This window comes from Desulfuribacillus stibiiarsenatis (assembly GCF_001742305.1).
In the GTDB taxonomy this organism is placed as follows: Bacteria; Bacillota; Bacilli; order Desulfuribacillales; family Desulfuribacillaceae; genus Desulfuribacillus_A; species Desulfuribacillus_A stibiiarsenatis.
Genome location: NZ_MJAT01000037.1, coordinates 124,459 through 139,133 on the forward strand (window position 1 = coordinate 124,459; position 14,675 = coordinate 139,133).

Sequence of the window (14,675 nt, forward strand, 5' to 3'; positions counted from 1 at the left end):
AAACAAAGGGATTGAATTGTTGTTGGAATAGGGAAGGAGATAAACATATGAACTTAGAACAGAAAAACTCGTTAGTGGATTTATGTAAGAGAGTTGAGCAAAACAGTGAAATCGGTGCGGAACATTTCTCAATTTACGACGTGAAACGAGGACTTCGTAACAGCAATGGAACTGGAGTTTTAGCAGGGCTAACGAAAGTGGGAGAAGTTCACGGATATGTAGTGGATGACGGTGATAAAATTTCCGATCATGGGAAACTTTTTTATAGAGGGATTAACATATTTGAGGTTGCTAATGGCTTTCAACAAGAGAAACGTTTCGGGTTCGAAGAAACTTGCTATTTATTATTGTTTGGGAACCTACCAAATGAGAAACAATTGGCTGATTTTAATGAGCTACTAGGAAGCTTACGTGAGTTGCCGGAAGGCTTTGTTCAAGATATGATTTTAAAAGCACCTAGTAAAGATATCATGAATAAACTAGCAAGATGTGTACTTGCTTCATACTCATATGATGAGAATCCAGATGAAACATCGACTTTTAACATCATTAGACAGAGCATTGAGTTAATCGCACGTTTTCCAGCATTTCTTGCGTACGGGTTTCAAGCGAAAGCCCATTATTATGGGGCTGAGAGCCTGTTTATCCATAAACCAAGAGTAGATTTGTGTACGGCGGAGAACATTTTAACAATGATACGTCAGGACAGCGAATATACAGCCTTAGAAGCCGAGATTTTAGATTTATCTCTAGTTCTACATGCAGAACATGGTGGTGGTAACAATTCATCATTTTCAACGCGGGTAATTACATCATCAGGAACAGATACATACTCTGCAATCGCAGCAGCTATCGGTTCTTTGAAAGGACCGAAGCATGGTGGTGCTAATGCTAAGGTTATGGGTATGATTGATGATATTAAGGCGAACGTAAAAGATTGGTCTAATCGAGAAGAAATCAAGCAATACCTTACAAAAATTATAAACAAAGAAGCATATGATGGCAGTGGACTGGTATATGGTTTAGGTCATGCAATTTATACTCTTTCAGACCCACGTGCAATTTTACTGAAGGAAAAAGCAATTGAATTGGCGAAGGAAAAGAATAGGGAAGATGAATTAAATTTATATCTTGCCATTGAGGAGTTAACACCTCAAGTATTTGCAGAAGTGAAGGGTTCAGAAAAGGAAATCTCTGCAAATGTTGATTTTTATTCAGGTTTTGTATATCAAAGCTTGAATATTCCACCGGAACTATATACGCCTCTTTTTGCAGTAGCTCGTGTTCCTGGCTGGTGCGCTCATCGAATTGAAGAACACTTAACTGGACAGAGAATTATTCGACCGGCTTACAAGAGTGTAGTAACAAAAAAGAAATACGTACCAATATCAGAACGTTCATAATAAAACCATACATTAAAACTATAGTTTCTAATTCTAGAATAAAAGGCTGCTGCGGCAGCCTTTTATTCTAGAATCAGCAGAAATTATAAAAATTCTGCTGATAAGTAACGGCAACTAAAGCATTCTCTTCGCAAAAAGACTTGGCGAATGCTAAGTTTTGTTTATTTATAGCTTTTGAAGTGTACTTCTAATGATGAATTTCATTTTTATCTTTGTTTTTCTTTTGTTTTTGAGGGCCTTTTAGCTGCGTCTTTATTTCCTCATCAAGCACAAAATCTTGGGGTATAAATTTATATCCGTTGAAGATAGCGGAAATAGTGCCATCTTCATCTAATATATCTTGACGAATCACTAGATACAGATGAATGATAATGAACCATATAAATGCCCAAGCGACAAAATGATGCAACATTCGAACATCCATAGAATTTCCGAATAGAGTCAGCATCCAGCCAAAATACTTCGCTTGAAGGCCTTCAGGAAACATTTCACCTTGCATAGCAAACCCCGTGAAGATCATTATGAAAGAACCTACCCACATGAAGAAAAAATAGCTTAATTGTGCTAAAACATTGTGACCGTGCTCTAAGCTATGTTCCTTTTTCATAAACGAGTAATATTTCAATGTTTCCAGACCATCTTTAGCAAATCCTCTTCGCCATGGCTTGAATTTAGCGTATTCATTGCCTTTAAATGCCCAATAAAAGCGTACAATGATATTTGCAATGAAAAACCAAGCAGCTAGTGTGTGGATATAAATCATCCAACCCATAATGAAATTCTCGGTTGCCTCTCCTCCTGTAGGGCCAAAAATCGGATATCCAATATAAAAGCCAGTCACTAACAAGGCTACTATAAGAAATGCATTAATCCAGTGGTATAAGCGTACAGGGAGTTCCCATATATATATCGCTCTTTTAAGCATATAATCAACTCCTCTATATAATAGTAATGCTTGTTCGAGACTGCTTTTTCGTATCAAAAATATGTGCTGCGCAAGCAAGGCATGGGTCGAAAGAGTGGATAATCCGTAAAAGCTCTAAAGGTTGCTCAGGATCTGCCATTGGAACTCCAATTAATGACGCCTCATATGGGCCGCGTTGTCCTTGCGAATCAATGGGTGCGGCATTCCAAGTACTTGGAACAACAGCCTGATAAAGACTTAACTTGCCGTTATCAATTTTCACCCAGTGTCCTAAGGCGCCTCTAGGAGCTTCTGTAAACCCTACTCCACGAGCACTTGTAGGCCATGTATTTGGTTCCCACTTCTGCCCATTGAATACATTGCTATCTCCAGCCACAATATTCGCAACTAAATCATTATAAAATTCGCGCAATTTATGTACAGTAAATTGTGTCTCTAAGCCTCTAGCAAGTGTTCTTCCTAGCGCAGAGTATAGAGCTTCAATCCCCACATCCAATTGATTGAGAGAATTGTCGACTAAATCTTTAATTTCAGTTCGTCCTCTAGCATAAGCTACTAATACCCTCGCGAGTGGGCCCACTTCCATTGGGCGACCTCGCCAACGAGGAGTTTTAATCCAACTATATTTATCATTTACATTTAAATTGTCGTATGGAGGTTTAGGACCAGTATACTTCACTTTCGTCTCGCCATCCCATGGGTGTAATCCGCCCTCATTCGTATATTCGAACCAAGCATGGTCAACAAATTCTTGTATTTCTTCTGGATTTCGTGGATCAATATCTTGGACTTCGTTGAGATTTCCATCTACAATTACACCGGAAGGGAATACGAAATCTTTACTATCAGCTCCACCGTGGTTCCCCATGCTACCAAACACTAAGAAATTACGAACGCCACCACCATAAGTCCAATCCTTATAAAAAGATCCTATCGCTAGCAAATCTGGGATATACACTTGCTCGACAAACGCTACCGCCCGATCAATCTCTTTCTTCACAAGATTTAAGCGTTCCATGTTAATTGTGTTCACATTGTCCATGTTGATTGCACAAGCCATACCACCAACTAGGTAATTAGGATGTGGATTCTTACCACCAAATATTGTATGAATCTTTGCGATATCCTTCTGCCAATCTAAAGCTTCAAGATAATGAGCAACAGCCATAAGATTTGCTTCTGGAGGCAGTCGGTAAGCGGGGTGTCCCCAATATCCATTGGCGAAAATTCCGACTTGCCCACTCTCTACAAATTTTCTTAGTTTATTTTGAACGTCGGTAAAATAACCTGTAGAAGAATTAGGCCATTTTGAAATAGATTGCTGCAATTGTGAAGTAGCTGCAGGGTTGGCATTTAAAGCAGACGTAATATCAACCCAGTCAAGTGCATGGAGGTGGTAGAAATGGATAACATGGTCTTGCACAAATTGTGTTGCTGTCATAATATCTCGAATTATAGCGGCATTTTTAGGTACTGGAATCTGCAAGGCATCTTCTACTGCAACTACTGACGCCACAGCATGAATATGTGTACAAACTCCGCAGATACGTTGTACAAATGCCCAAGCATCTCGAGGATCTTTCCCTTGTAAGATTGTTTCTAACCCACGGAATGCAGTTCCAGAACTAAATGCATTTACAATTTGATTGTTATCTACATCGATTTCCATCCTTAGATGTCCTTCGATTCTTGTAATTGGGTCTATGACGATTCTTTCAACCATTATAATTCCTCCCTATGAGAAACCCTAAAAAAAGTTATTTTTTATTTTCAGGATTTGTATTGTTCTTGTGATTCAATTCATCTTTTTCTTTGCCTTTAATGATGGCCGTTGCTAACGCGTGAGTTGCGACGCCGGCTGCTGTAACTCCAGTGACGATTTTGCCGACATCATTGGCATTGTGAGGCACAGCCATTCCTGGGACAATAGCACGTCGTTCGTAGAATGGAGTAGCATCGTTATACCAATTATCTTCCGAACATCCTAAGCAGGGATGACCAGATTTTACTGGCCAGCTTACTCCGTTGTTCCATTGCGTAATTGCACAAGCGTTATAGGTTGTAGGGCCTTTGCAGCCGACTTTGTATAAACACCAACCATGCTTATGTCCTTCATCATCGAATTTTTCTACAAACATACCTGCATCAAAAAATGATCTTCGACTACAGTTGTCATGGATTCTTTGATTATAGAATGCCTTCGGTCGACCAAGGTTCGTTAACTCTGGTATTTTACCGAATGTTAAATAATGTACGATAGTGCCTGTAATTACCTCAGCAATCGGCGGACAACCTGGAACGTCGATGACAGGTTTGTTTTTCACTATTTCTCTTACTCTGCGGGCTCCAGTAGGGTTAGGATAAGCGCCTTGTACGCAAGTGTTCGTTGCACAAGAGCCATAAGCTATGACAGCAATTGAATCTGCCACTGTTTCCTCTAAAATTTGCTGTGCAGATTGACCGCCGATGGTAGTGTAAATTCCATCATCGGCGACTGGGATGGAACCTTCTACAATTACGAGATAATTATTTTTATAATCTCTCATAGTAGCCTTTCTTGCTTCTTCTACGGCATGTCCAGACGCGACAGAAAGGGTTTCTGAATAATCGAGGGAAATCATATTAAAAAGTAGGTCCTCTAGCAGCGGGTGGGCCGTTCGGATAAATGATTCCATACAACATGTACATTCTTGTAAATTCAGATAAATGACTGGCAGTCGAGGCTGTGTTTCTAAGGCATTAGCGATTTTCGGTACTGATGATGCCTCAAGCCCTAACATAACAGAAACAGTTGTACAGAATTTCAAGAATTCTTCTCTTGTGTAACCGCGTTTCGTTAAAATATCATAATATGTGTTAGGCATAACGCTCCTCCTAGAAATTGATTCTTATGTGTGTATTACCATCTTTCACTATTTTCATTGATTTAAAACAGATGAAGGCAAATAATTTCATTGGACACTATTGCGAAAAGACAAAAAAATGTATAAAGTAAGAATTGGCTTTCAATAGAACTGGCTTAAAACAGATACCTAGTATTAAGCTTATTAGTTTGAAATGAGCTAAATTTTCATAAGCTAAAGTTTCATAGGCATATAGTTCCAGAATATAGTGAATAGAAAGGGGAAAAAATATGACACTTCCAATAACATTAACAGATGATGTGTTTTGGATTGGGGTAAATGATCGAGAGACACATTTATTCGAATCTTTAATGCCTATTCCAGAAGGTGTATCTTATAATGCTTATTTAATTAACGATGAGAAAGTTGCCTTAATAGACACGGTGAAAATTGACTATAATGATGCTCTGATAGAGAATATTAAAAGCATCATTGGAGAGAGGACAGTAGATTACCTCATTATTAATCATATTGAACCAGACCATTCAGGATCGATTGGAGCTATCTTAAATGCATTTCCTGATATGATCATTGTTGGAAACTCTAAAACAGCAAATTTTCTTAAAGGCTTCTACAGTAAAACTGAAAACGTCTTGATTATAAAAGAAAATGACGTATTAGAGCTTGGGCAACACCGTTTGAAGTTTTTCATGACGCCAATGTTACACTGGCCCGAAACCATGATGACTTATGAGGAAACTAAACATATACTTTTCTCGGGTGATGCATTCGGCGGGTTTGGAGCTTTAAATGGTGGAGTTTTTGATGATGAGGTTGATTTTTCTTTCTATGAAGATGAAATGCTCCGCTACTACGCGAATATTGTAGGCAAATATAGCAATATGGTTCAAAAAGCATTATCGAAGCTTCAAGCGCTTGATGTAAAAGCGATAGCTGCTACCCATGGAGTTGTTTGGAGAAAGAATCCGCAATATGTCATTGATTTATATGATCGTTGGAGCAGCTATCAGGCGGAGGATGGAGTAGTCATCGTTTATGGTTCGATGTATGGAAATACAAAGAAAACGGCAGATGTTATAGCCCGTGCATTTGCTAACAAGGGCATGAAGAAAATTCGTGTATATGATGCTGCAAGAACCCATATCTCTTACTTAATTAGCGAGATTTGGCGCTACAAAGCAGTCGTTATTGGGAGTAGTACATATAATGGTAGCTTATTTCCTCCAATTGAACAGTTAATTAGCAAGATGGAAAATAGTGCACTTCAAAATAAAATATTAGGGGTCTTCGGTTCCTATAGCTGGAGTGGCGAATCCGTTAAAATGTTGAAGCAGTCAGGGGAAAGTGGAAAGCTAACATTAGCTGAACCGATTGTTCAATGGATGTTTGCACCGGACGAAGAAGTGAATATACAAGCAGATATGCTGGCAACAAATATAGTAAATTTATTAAAAGAGTAAACTCAATTTTATAAAACATATAGTAAGTACATTTTAAATAATATTTTAAAATACATTTAGAGGAGTAGATTGTATGCCATTAGTTTCAATGAAAGAGATGTTGGAAAAAGCAAAACAAGAGAAATATGCTGTAGGCCAATTTAACATTAACAACCTAGAATACACACAAGCAATCTTGTTAGCAGCACAAGAAGAGAAATCGCCAGTAATACTAGGTGTTTCAGAAGGAGCAGCGAAGTATATTGGTGGATTTAAACTAATTGTCTTAATGGTACAAGAATTGATGAATGAGTATAAAATTACCGTACCAGTAGCAATTCATTTAGATCATGGATCTAGTTTTGAGAAATGTGTGCAAGCAATGTATGCAGGTTTTACTTCTGTTATGATCGATGGTTCTCATTATCCATTAGCAGAAAATATAGCTCTAACGAAACGCGTAGTTGATGTAGCTCACTCATTAGGTATCTCTGTGGAAGCAGAGCTAGGAAGGATTGCAGGTCAGGAAGATGATCTTGTAGTTACAGAACTTGAAAAGGCATACGCAATACCAGCGGAGTGTGAGCAGCTTATACGTGCAACAGGAGTAGATTGCTTCGCACCTGCCTTAGGTTCTGTGCATGGTCCGTATAAAGGAAAACCGCAATTAGGCTTTGACCGTATGCAAGAGATAAAAGACTTAACAAATGTTCCATTAGTCTTACATGGTGGGTCAGGAATTCCATTAGAAGATATTCAGAATGCAATATCACTTGGAACTGCAAAAATTAATGTGAACACAGAGAATCAAATTGTTTCAACGAAACGCGTTCGTGAAGTGCTAGAGCAAAAACCTGATGTTTATGATACTAGAAAGTTCATGGGACCAGCTAGGGATGCAATTAAGGAAACTGTCATTGGAAAGATGAGAGAATTTGGATCTTCCAATAAAGCATAAGAATCATATTGAAGAAAGCTACCTTTTGGTAGCTTTTTTCTTATTTACCTTCATGTCCGCTTCCAACATAACACGAGGTGTAAAATATATTGACAACACATGTAGCGAGATATATGATATTTGTATCATTAGGATACTTTTGTATTCATCGAATTGAAAGAGGTGTACGATGATGGGGAGATATTCGCTCTTATTAAAAGGGGGAACTGTAGTTACAGCTGATGAAACCAAAGTCACAGACATTGGTGTATATAAAGGAATGGTTGTAGCTTTGGGAGATCTTGATCCGGCAGATGCGAAGGAAGTAATTGATGTGACTGGGAAGTATGTTATGCCGGGAGCCATAGACGTGCATACTCATTTAGATATGCCGAGTGGAAACTATACTACGAGTGACAATTTTTTTACAGGGACTAAGGCTGCGGCCTTTGGTGGCACAACAACCATTATAGATTTCGCTATTCAGGAGCACGGCAAATCCCTAAAAGAAGCCGTAGATGTATGGACGCGTAAAGCCAATAATCGAGCTGTGATAGATTACGGATTTCATATCATTATTAAAGATATACACGATGGAATAATAGAAGAGATGAGAGAATTAGCGGAAATGGGTTTTCCGAGTTTTAAATTGTTTATGACATACGATAGTTTACGTGTAAGTGACGACGTTATCTTAAAGGTCTTTGAAGTTGCGAAGGAAGTTGGGGCGATTGTGCTCTTACATGCTGAAAACCATGAGATTATTAAGTATCTCGTGGAAAAGCATGTGCAAGAGGGGAAAGTGGAGCCGAGATACCATGCACTATCTAAGCCGGACTATACTGAAGTAGAGGCTGTAGTGAGAGCTAGTAATCTAGCGCGGGCAGTAGATGCACCAGTTTATTTGGTTCATGTTAGTAGTCCAGAGTCGATTAAGTATATCAATGAATTAAGAAATACTGGTACGACGATATTCGCTGAAACTTGCCCGCAATATCTATTATTAGATGATAGTATGTATGATGAACAAAAACATTTAGGTGCTAAATATATCATGAGTCCACCATTGCGTTCGAAAGAGCGTTTGCATGAAATGTGGGCGGCTATATCGAATGGTAGCTTCCAAGTGCTTGCTACTGATCATTGCCCGTTCCCGTTAAAGAAAAAAATTGAGCAAGCGAAAAAGGATTTCTCACAGGTTCCCAATGGAATGCCTGGAATTCAACTCCGTTTAATGCTTGCGTACACATATGGTGTATTATCTGGTAGGCTCACGATGCAGGATTTAGTGCGAATCTGTTCGACAAATCCAGCTAGAATCTTCGGTTTATACCCGAACAAAGGGACTATAAAAATTTCATCAGATGCAGATTTAATCGTATTTGACCCAACAATAAAAGGGAAGATTAATATGGAACTTATAAGAGAAAATATTGATTATACACCTTATGAAGGAATGGGTTTTCAGGGGTTACCTACGTATGTTTTTAGTAGAGGAAAAACTATTATTGATAATCTCAAATTTGTTGGAAAAAAGGGTACTGGAGTTTTGATAAAACGTAAGAAATTTAGTTTAGGCGAATAAATGATAAATAAACTTTCCAAGAAAATCCCCTTAGAAACTCCCTAATGTAAACTTTGAAAGATTGTGATATAATCTTGAAATATATATTTTGATAGATTCATATAATTCAAGAGGACAATCTTATTGCCAGGGGGATATTCATGAAAGTTGCAAAGTTCGGCGGGTCATCTTTAGCGGATGCCAAGCAATTCGAAAAAGTGTTAAATATTATAAAAGCAGACTCTTCACGCAAGTTTATTGTTGTATCAGCTCCAGGGAAACGTTCAAAGGAAGATATTAAAATAACAGATTTACTGATTCAATGTGCAAAAAAACAATTAGAAACAGGTGAAAGCTCTAAAGAGCTACAAGCTGTAATTGACAGATATCAAGGAATTGCAGAAGAACTAGGAGTCTCAAATGAGATTATAGAAGAGATCCGTTTGGATTTACAAAGTAGATTAAATGCCTCTACTAGTAATCAGGGCCTCTTTACTGATAGCTTAAAAGCTAGTGGTGAGGATAATTGTGCAAAGTTAATGGCTGCTTATATCCGCAGTCAAGGACTAAACGCTACTTATGTTTGCCCGAAGGATGCAGGGTTATTTTTAAGTAATGAACATGGGAATGCGCAGGTATTGGCAGAATCTTATGAGAATCTAAGTAAGCTTGTAAATGTAGACGGCATTGTCGTGTTCCCAGGTTTTTTTGGATACACATTGAATGGCGATTTAGTTACATTCTCAAGGGGCGGATCAGATATTACAGGTTCGATTTTAGCAGCTGCAGTGAAAGCGGATTTATACGAGAATTTCACAGATGTTGATTGTGTTTTCTCTGTGAACCCTAGTATTGTAGCAAATCCGAAGGCAATCTATGAAGTTACGTATCGTGAAATGAGAGAATTATCTTACGGTGGTTTCAGTGTGCTTCACGCAGAAGCTTTACTACCAGCTTATAAAGAGAAGATTCCAGTAAAAATCATGAACACTAATAATCCCGATTGTAAAGGAACAATCATAGTAGCGGAGCGTTCTATCGAAAATGGTCCAGTGGTAGGAATTGCTAGCGACGCAGGTTTCTGTAGTATTTTTCTAAGTAAATACTTAATGAATCGTGAGATTGGATTTGGTCGAAAACTATTACAAATCCTAGAAGAAGAAGGATTGTCTTATGAGCATACGCCATCTGGGATTGATGATATATCTGTAATCCTACGTGAATCAGAGTTTACAGAAGAGAAAGAAAAGGTAGTAACTGACCGCATTCATAAAGAATTAGAAGTCGATGACATTGTGGTAAAACGCAATTTAGCATTGATTATGATTGTCGGTGAAGGCATGCGTAAATCGATAGGTGTCGCCGCAAAAGCAACTAAGGCATTTGAGCTGGCGAATGCAAATTTAGATATGATTAACCAAGGATCATCTGAGGTAAGTATGATGTTTGGTGTGCGTGCAGATGATGTAGATCGAGCAGTACGAGCGCTCTATCAAGAGTTTTTTGAAAAATAAAACTTTTTATGTAAAAAGTATTGCCATAGTATGTTAGGTATGTTATCATATGTTTAAGAAAATAAATAAATCACTCGAAGATAACATCAAGATAAAGTAAATGGTAGGCAATGGCGTCTACATTTATAGAGGAGCTAGAATCTCTATGAGTGTAGGCGTTTTCTAATACCTTGCACTCCGCGTTAGGGGGTAACTTCATGTATGACCGTCAAGATATTATTGAAATGCTCCATGAATATAACGTGAAATTCATACGATTACAGTTTACTGATATATTAGGTATTCCTAAGAATATCGCCATCCCGGTTTCGCAGTTCCATCGAGCTGTAGCGGGAGACATTATGTTAGATGGTTCATCAATTCGTGGCTTAACAGGTATCGAAGATTCAGATATGTATCTCAAGCCTGATCTCAATACATTTACAATCCTTCCTTGGAGACCGAAAAACGGTCAAGTCGCTAAACTGATTTGTGATATATATACATCCAATCATGAGCCGTTTGCCGGGTGTCCACGCATCAACCTCAAAAGGATTATCAAAGAAGCAAAAGCATTAGGATATACCATGAATGCAGGTGCTGAAGCAGAATTTTTCCTCTTTCTAACTGACGAAAAAGGAAAGCCTACTACGATTACCCACGATAAAGCAGGATATTTCGATATGTCTCCAATCGATTTGGGCGAGGATGCTCGAAGAGCGATGGTGTTGGCATTAGAACAAATGGGTTTCGAAGTAGAAGCGGCACATCATGAAGTGGCAGAAGGACAACATGAAATTAGTTTTAGGTACTCCAACGCGTTAGATATGGCAGATAAGATTATTACTTCAAGAATTGTAATTAAAGCAATTGCTCAGAGTTATGGGTTGCATGCAACATTTATGCCTAAACCAATTCGTGGTATCGATGGATCTGGAATGCATACGCACCAATCGCTGTTTCAAGGCGATGAGAACATTTTCTGGGAAGCGGATGCTCCGATGGAATTAAGTGAAACAGCTCTTTACTACATTGGCGGCTTAGTCAAGCATGCGAAAGCTATTACAGCAGTTACCAACCCAACAGTCAATTCGTACAAACGTCTAGTGCCTGGTTATGATGCACCTGTGTATATAGCTTGGTCTACTAAAAATCGAAATGCTTTTATCAGGATTCCTGCAAAGCGAGGAATTTCTACTCGATTAGAAATGCGCAGCCCTGACGCAACTTGTAATCCATATCTTGCTTTATCGGTTATGTTAAAGGCCGGGCTTGATGGGATAATTAATAAAATAGAACCCCCAGCTCCATTCAATAGAAAGTTCGAATTGCTTAATACTGTTGATGCGCAGCTTTCAACCATTGATGTATTACCAACAAGTTTAGCAGAAGCAATTCAGTTCCTAGAGGATGATCAACTGATACAGCAAGCATTAGGCACTCATATAGCAGAACATTTTATCAAGTTGAAAAAGGAAGAGTGGAATCAATATCGGATGATTGTCCATCAATGGGAAACAGATCAGTACCTAGGGCGATATTGATACGCAGCAACTGGTATGGGATATAGGGGGTGCTTGATTGATTAGCACACGAGTTATCATTGTCTCAAGTGACCAAAATTACAGGAAAAACCTAAAACGCTTATTGATGCAAACTGGGTATAGTATTATCGGAGAAGCTGACCACCAATCAGCGACACTCCGTTTAATTAGAAGCAGGCTGCCAGAAATAGTGATTGTGGATGGAGACTGTAAAGATATTAACATAATAGAATTAGCAGAAGTGTTAGAAGAAGACCCAATCTCCGCACTGATTGTATTAACGAATCACATTACCGGCCAATATATAGATAAGGCTAAGAACTATTGGTATTTCTTTTATGGTGTAAAACAGCTTCCAGATTCGATGTTAGCTTCCAATATTGATGTTGCATATGCAAGCTTTAGAAGATCTAAAAAAATGGAACAAGAAATTGATAAACTCAAGAAGACTTTAGAAACACGAAAGCTTGTAGACAAAGCAAAGGGAATTTTAATGATGAAAAAGGATATGTCAGAAGATCAAGCCTTCCGTTATATCCAGAAACTCAGTATGGATAAATCACTTCCAATGAAGGAAGTGGCAAATGCAATCATCATTACTGAAAGTGTCTAAACAAGCTAATCATTTTCTGTAGTAACTTTTAAGAAGTATAGTTCTTAAGAAACTTAACATTACAATGGCAATGTAGCCGTTGGACCAATCTATCAGACAAAGGTGTCGATAGGATATGCAATCATAATGATTGTGTACTCTATTGACGCCTTTTTATTTTACACTTTACACCGATGAAGGAGGGATCAAAAACGAGTAGGTGCGCGAAAAATCAAGTTACAGAGCATGTTATGATCTAGCAACTGCTAGGCTAACAAAAAAATTGGGAGGTAATCAAATGAGACAGGTAGCGATTTATGGAAAAGGCGGTATTGGAAAATCTACAACTACACAAAATTTAACAGGTGCTTTGGCATCGGTACTTAAGAAAAAAATAATGATCGTTGGTTGCGACCCAAAAGCGGATTCTACACGTTTATTATTAAGTGGTTTATGCCAAAAGACGGTATTAGATACGTTGCGTGATGAAGGTGAAGACATTGATTTAGATGATATCATGAAAAAGGGCTTTGGCGAGATTGATTGTGTTGAGTCAGGTGGACCAGAGCCAGGTGTTGGTTGTGCTGGTAGAGGTATCATCACTTCTATCAATATGTTGGAGTCATTAGGTGCATATGAAAGAGATTTAGATTATGTATTCTATGACGTTTTAGGCGACGTTGTATGTGGTGGATTCGCAATGCCGATTCGTGAAGGTAAAGCTCAAGAAATCTATATCGTTGCTTCTGGTGAGTTGATGGCACTTTATGCAGCTAACAACATTGCAAAAGGGATTCAGAAGTATGCGGAAAGCGGTGGCGTTCGTTTAGGTGGTATCATCTGCAATAGCCGTAAAGTAGATAAAGAGTTAGAGCTTCTTACAGCATTTGCAGAAGAAATTGGTTCACAATTAATCCACTTTGTACCTAGAGACAATATTGTTCAACATGCTGAGATCAATAAGAAGACAGTTATTGACTTTGATGCTAGCTGCGGTCAAGCACAGGAATATGTAGCTTTAGCAACAGCAATTGATAACAACAAAATGTTCGTTATTCCAAAGCCAATGCACACGGACAGACTGGAAGAGCTAATGATGGAACACGGATTCATGAACTTGTAAGAGTATTCGAATAGAAAATATATCTACGGTACTTTAATTTGAACCTACATTGGGAGGTAATACCATGTTAATGATAAAAGCTGTCATCCGTCCTGAAAAAAGCGGAGAAATTTTAGCAGAGTTAAGCGAAGCAGGTTTTCCGGCTGTTACCAAAATTGATGTTGTTGGTAGAGGGAAACAGCGTGGGGTTAAAGTTGGGAATGTTGTATATGACGAGATTCCGAAAGAAATGTTAATTATGGTCGTGGACGACGAACATAAAGATGATGTAATTTCTATTATTTCTAGAAAAGGGAAGACAGGGCAAGCCGGTGCATTTGGAGATGGAAAAATCTTTGTATCTCCTGTCTTAGAAGCATACACGATTAGTAGCGGAACCAAAGGCCTATAGGAGAGGGGGACTTCACATGAAGGAAATTATGGCGATTATCCGCATGAATAAAGTCGCTCATACGAAAAAAGCACTAGTAGATGCTGGATTCAATGGCTTAACCGCTATGAGAGCTGTAGGACGCGGAAAAATGATCAAAAGCTTATCCGAATTGGAAAAGTTAGACGCCGCACAAGAGGAAATTCGTGAGAAATTTATGGAAACGATCCTCTCAGGGGGAAGATTAGTTCCGAAACGATTATTATTTCTTACTGTTGCAGATGAAGAACTAGAGAAAGCTATAAAAGTAATCATTGAATGTAATTCTGAAGGGAATCGTGGGGATGGTAAAATCTTCGTTCTTCCATTAGATGATGTTATCAGAATAAGAACTGGTGAAACAGGTGAAGAAGCTGTCTAA

The 14,675-nt window shown here is 38.5% G+C and carries 13 protein-coding genes; 10 read left to right on the forward strand and 3 right to left on the reverse strand.

Annotation, left to right across the window (positions count from 1 at the left end):
- The first annotated feature begins 47 nt into the window (after positions 1-47).
- Positions 48-1,403, forward strand: coding sequence for a citrate/2-methylcitrate synthase (locus BHU72_RS13000; RefSeq protein ID WP_069703053.1), 1,356 nt, complete (start codon positions 48-50; stop codon positions 1,401-1,403).
- 187 nt (positions 1,404-1,590) lie between these two features.
- Here BHU72_RS13000 and cybH read toward each other — a convergent pair whose 3' ends face one another.
- The 3 genes from cybH to BHU72_RS13015 are packed head-to-tail and all read right to left on the reverse strand — an operon-like array spanning position 1,591 to position 5,192.
- Positions 1,591-2,328, reverse strand: coding sequence for a Ni/Fe-hydrogenase, b-type cytochrome subunit (gene cybH / locus BHU72_RS13005; RefSeq protein ID WP_069703054.1), 738 nt, complete (start codon positions 2,326-2,328; stop codon positions 1,591-1,593).
- Between the two features lie 13 nt (positions 2,329-2,341).
- Positions 2,342-4,051, reverse strand: a complete 1,710-nt coding sequence (locus tag BHU72_RS13010; protein ID WP_069703055.1) for a nickel-dependent hydrogenase large subunit — start codon at positions 4,049-4,051, stop codon at positions 2,342-2,344.
- Between the two features lie 34 nt (positions 4,052-4,085).
- Entirely contained in the window at positions 4,086-5,192 is a 1,107-nt protein-coding gene (locus tag BHU72_RS13015) for a hydrogenase small subunit (RefSeq protein WP_069703056.1), read from the reverse strand.
- A 269-nt stretch (positions 5,193-5,461) separates the two neighbouring features.
- Between BHU72_RS13015 and BHU72_RS13020 the strand changes: the two genes are divergently transcribed.
- The 9 genes from BHU72_RS13020 to BHU72_RS13060 all read left to right on the forward strand — a co-directional run bounded on the left by BHU72_RS13020 (position 5,462) and on the right by BHU72_RS13060 (position 14,675).
- The gene (locus tag BHU72_RS13020) at positions 5,462-6,652 is read left to right on the forward strand and encodes an FprA family A-type flavoprotein (RefSeq protein ID WP_069703057.1); all 1,191 of its coding nucleotides are present in this window, start codon (positions 5,462-5,464) and stop codon (positions 6,650-6,652) included.
- 73 nt (positions 6,653-6,725) lie between these two features.
- On the forward strand, positions 6,726-7,589 hold the full coding sequence (gene fba / locus BHU72_RS13025) for a class II fructose-1,6-bisphosphate aldolase (RefSeq protein WP_069703058.1): 864 nt from the start codon (positions 6,726-6,728) through the stop codon (positions 7,587-7,589).
- A 169-nt stretch (positions 7,590-7,758) separates the two neighbouring features.
- Positions 7,759-9,153 (forward strand): dihydropyrimidinase, encoded by a 1,395-nt coding sequence (hydA, locus tag BHU72_RS13030; RefSeq protein WP_218076145.1) that lies wholly within the window; start codon positions 7,759-7,761, stop codon positions 9,151-9,153.
- 140 nt (positions 9,154-9,293) lie between these two features.
- Positions 9,294-10,646 carry an aspartate kinase gene (locus BHU72_RS13035; RefSeq protein WP_069703059.1) on the forward strand — a complete coding sequence of 451 codons (1,353 nt, stop codon included), beginning with the start codon at positions 9,294-9,296 and terminating at the stop codon, positions 10,644-10,646.
- Positions 10,647-10,843: 197 nt separating this feature from the next.
- A complete protein-coding gene (gene glnA, locus BHU72_RS13040) occupies positions 10,844-12,169 on the forward strand; it encodes a type I glutamate--ammonia ligase (protein WP_069703060.1) in 1,326 nt (441 codons plus the stop codon).
- A gap of 37 nt (positions 12,170-12,206) precedes the next feature.
- Positions 12,207-12,782 (forward strand): ANTAR domain-containing response regulator, encoded by a 576-nt coding sequence (locus BHU72_RS13045; RefSeq protein ID WP_069703061.1) that lies wholly within the window; start codon positions 12,207-12,209, stop codon positions 12,780-12,782.
- A gap of 277 nt (positions 12,783-13,059) precedes the next feature.
- Positions 13,060-13,884 (forward strand): nitrogenase iron protein, encoded by an 825-nt coding sequence (nifH, locus tag BHU72_RS13050; RefSeq protein WP_069703062.1) that lies wholly within the window; start codon positions 13,060-13,062, stop codon positions 13,882-13,884.
- Positions 13,885-13,948: 64 nt separating this feature from the next.
- Positions 13,949-14,275 (forward strand): P-II family nitrogen regulator, encoded by a 327-nt coding sequence (locus BHU72_RS13055; RefSeq protein ID WP_069703063.1) that lies wholly within the window; start codon positions 13,949-13,951, stop codon positions 14,273-14,275.
- Between the two features lie 16 nt (positions 14,276-14,291).
- Positions 14,292-14,675: a P-II family nitrogen regulator gene (locus tag BHU72_RS13060; protein ID WP_069703064.1), complete on the forward strand. Its 384-nt coding sequence runs from the start codon at positions 14,292-14,294 to the stop codon at positions 14,673-14,675.

Excerpts from the sequence above, each read along its gene's own strand:
- BHU72_RS13000 (WP_069703053.1), top strand. The coding sequence starts at position 48 with ATGAACTTAGAACAGAAAAACTCGTTAGTGGATTTATGTAAGAGAGTT.
- cybH (WP_069703054.1), bottom strand. The coding sequence starts at position 2,328 with ATGCTTAAAAGAGCGATATATATATGGGAACTCCCTGTACGCTTATAC.
- BHU72_RS13010 (WP_069703055.1), bottom strand. The coding sequence starts at position 4,051 with ATGGTTGAAAGAATCGTCATAGACCCAATTACAAGAATCGAAGGACAT.
- BHU72_RS13015 (WP_069703056.1), bottom strand. The coding sequence starts at position 5,192 with ATGCCTAACACATATTATGATATTTTAACGAAACGCGGTTACACAAGA.
- BHU72_RS13020 (WP_069703057.1), top strand. The coding sequence starts at position 5,462 with ATGACACTTCCAATAACATTAACAGATGATGTGTTTTGGATTGGGGTA.
- fba (WP_069703058.1), top strand. The coding sequence starts at position 6,726 with ATGCCATTAGTTTCAATGAAAGAGATGTTGGAAAAAGCAAAACAAGAG.
- hydA (WP_218076145.1), top strand. The coding sequence starts at position 7,759 with ATGATGGGGAGATATTCGCTCTTATTAAAAGGGGGAACTGTAGTTACA.
- BHU72_RS13035 (WP_069703059.1), top strand. The coding sequence starts at position 9,294 with ATGAAAGTTGCAAAGTTCGGCGGGTCATCTTTAGCGGATGCCAAGCAA.
- glnA (WP_069703060.1), top strand. The coding sequence starts at position 10,844 with ATGTATGACCGTCAAGATATTATTGAAATGCTCCATGAATATAACGTG.
- nifH (WP_069703062.1), top strand. The coding sequence starts at position 13,060 with ATGAGACAGGTAGCGATTTATGGAAAAGGCGGTATTGGAAAATCTACA.
- BHU72_RS13055 (WP_069703063.1), top strand. The coding sequence starts at position 13,949 with ATGTTAATGATAAAAGCTGTCATCCGTCCTGAAAAAAGCGGAGAAATT.
- BHU72_RS13060 (WP_069703064.1), top strand. The coding sequence starts at position 14,292 with ATGAAGGAAATTATGGCGATTATCCGCATGAATAAAGTCGCTCATACG.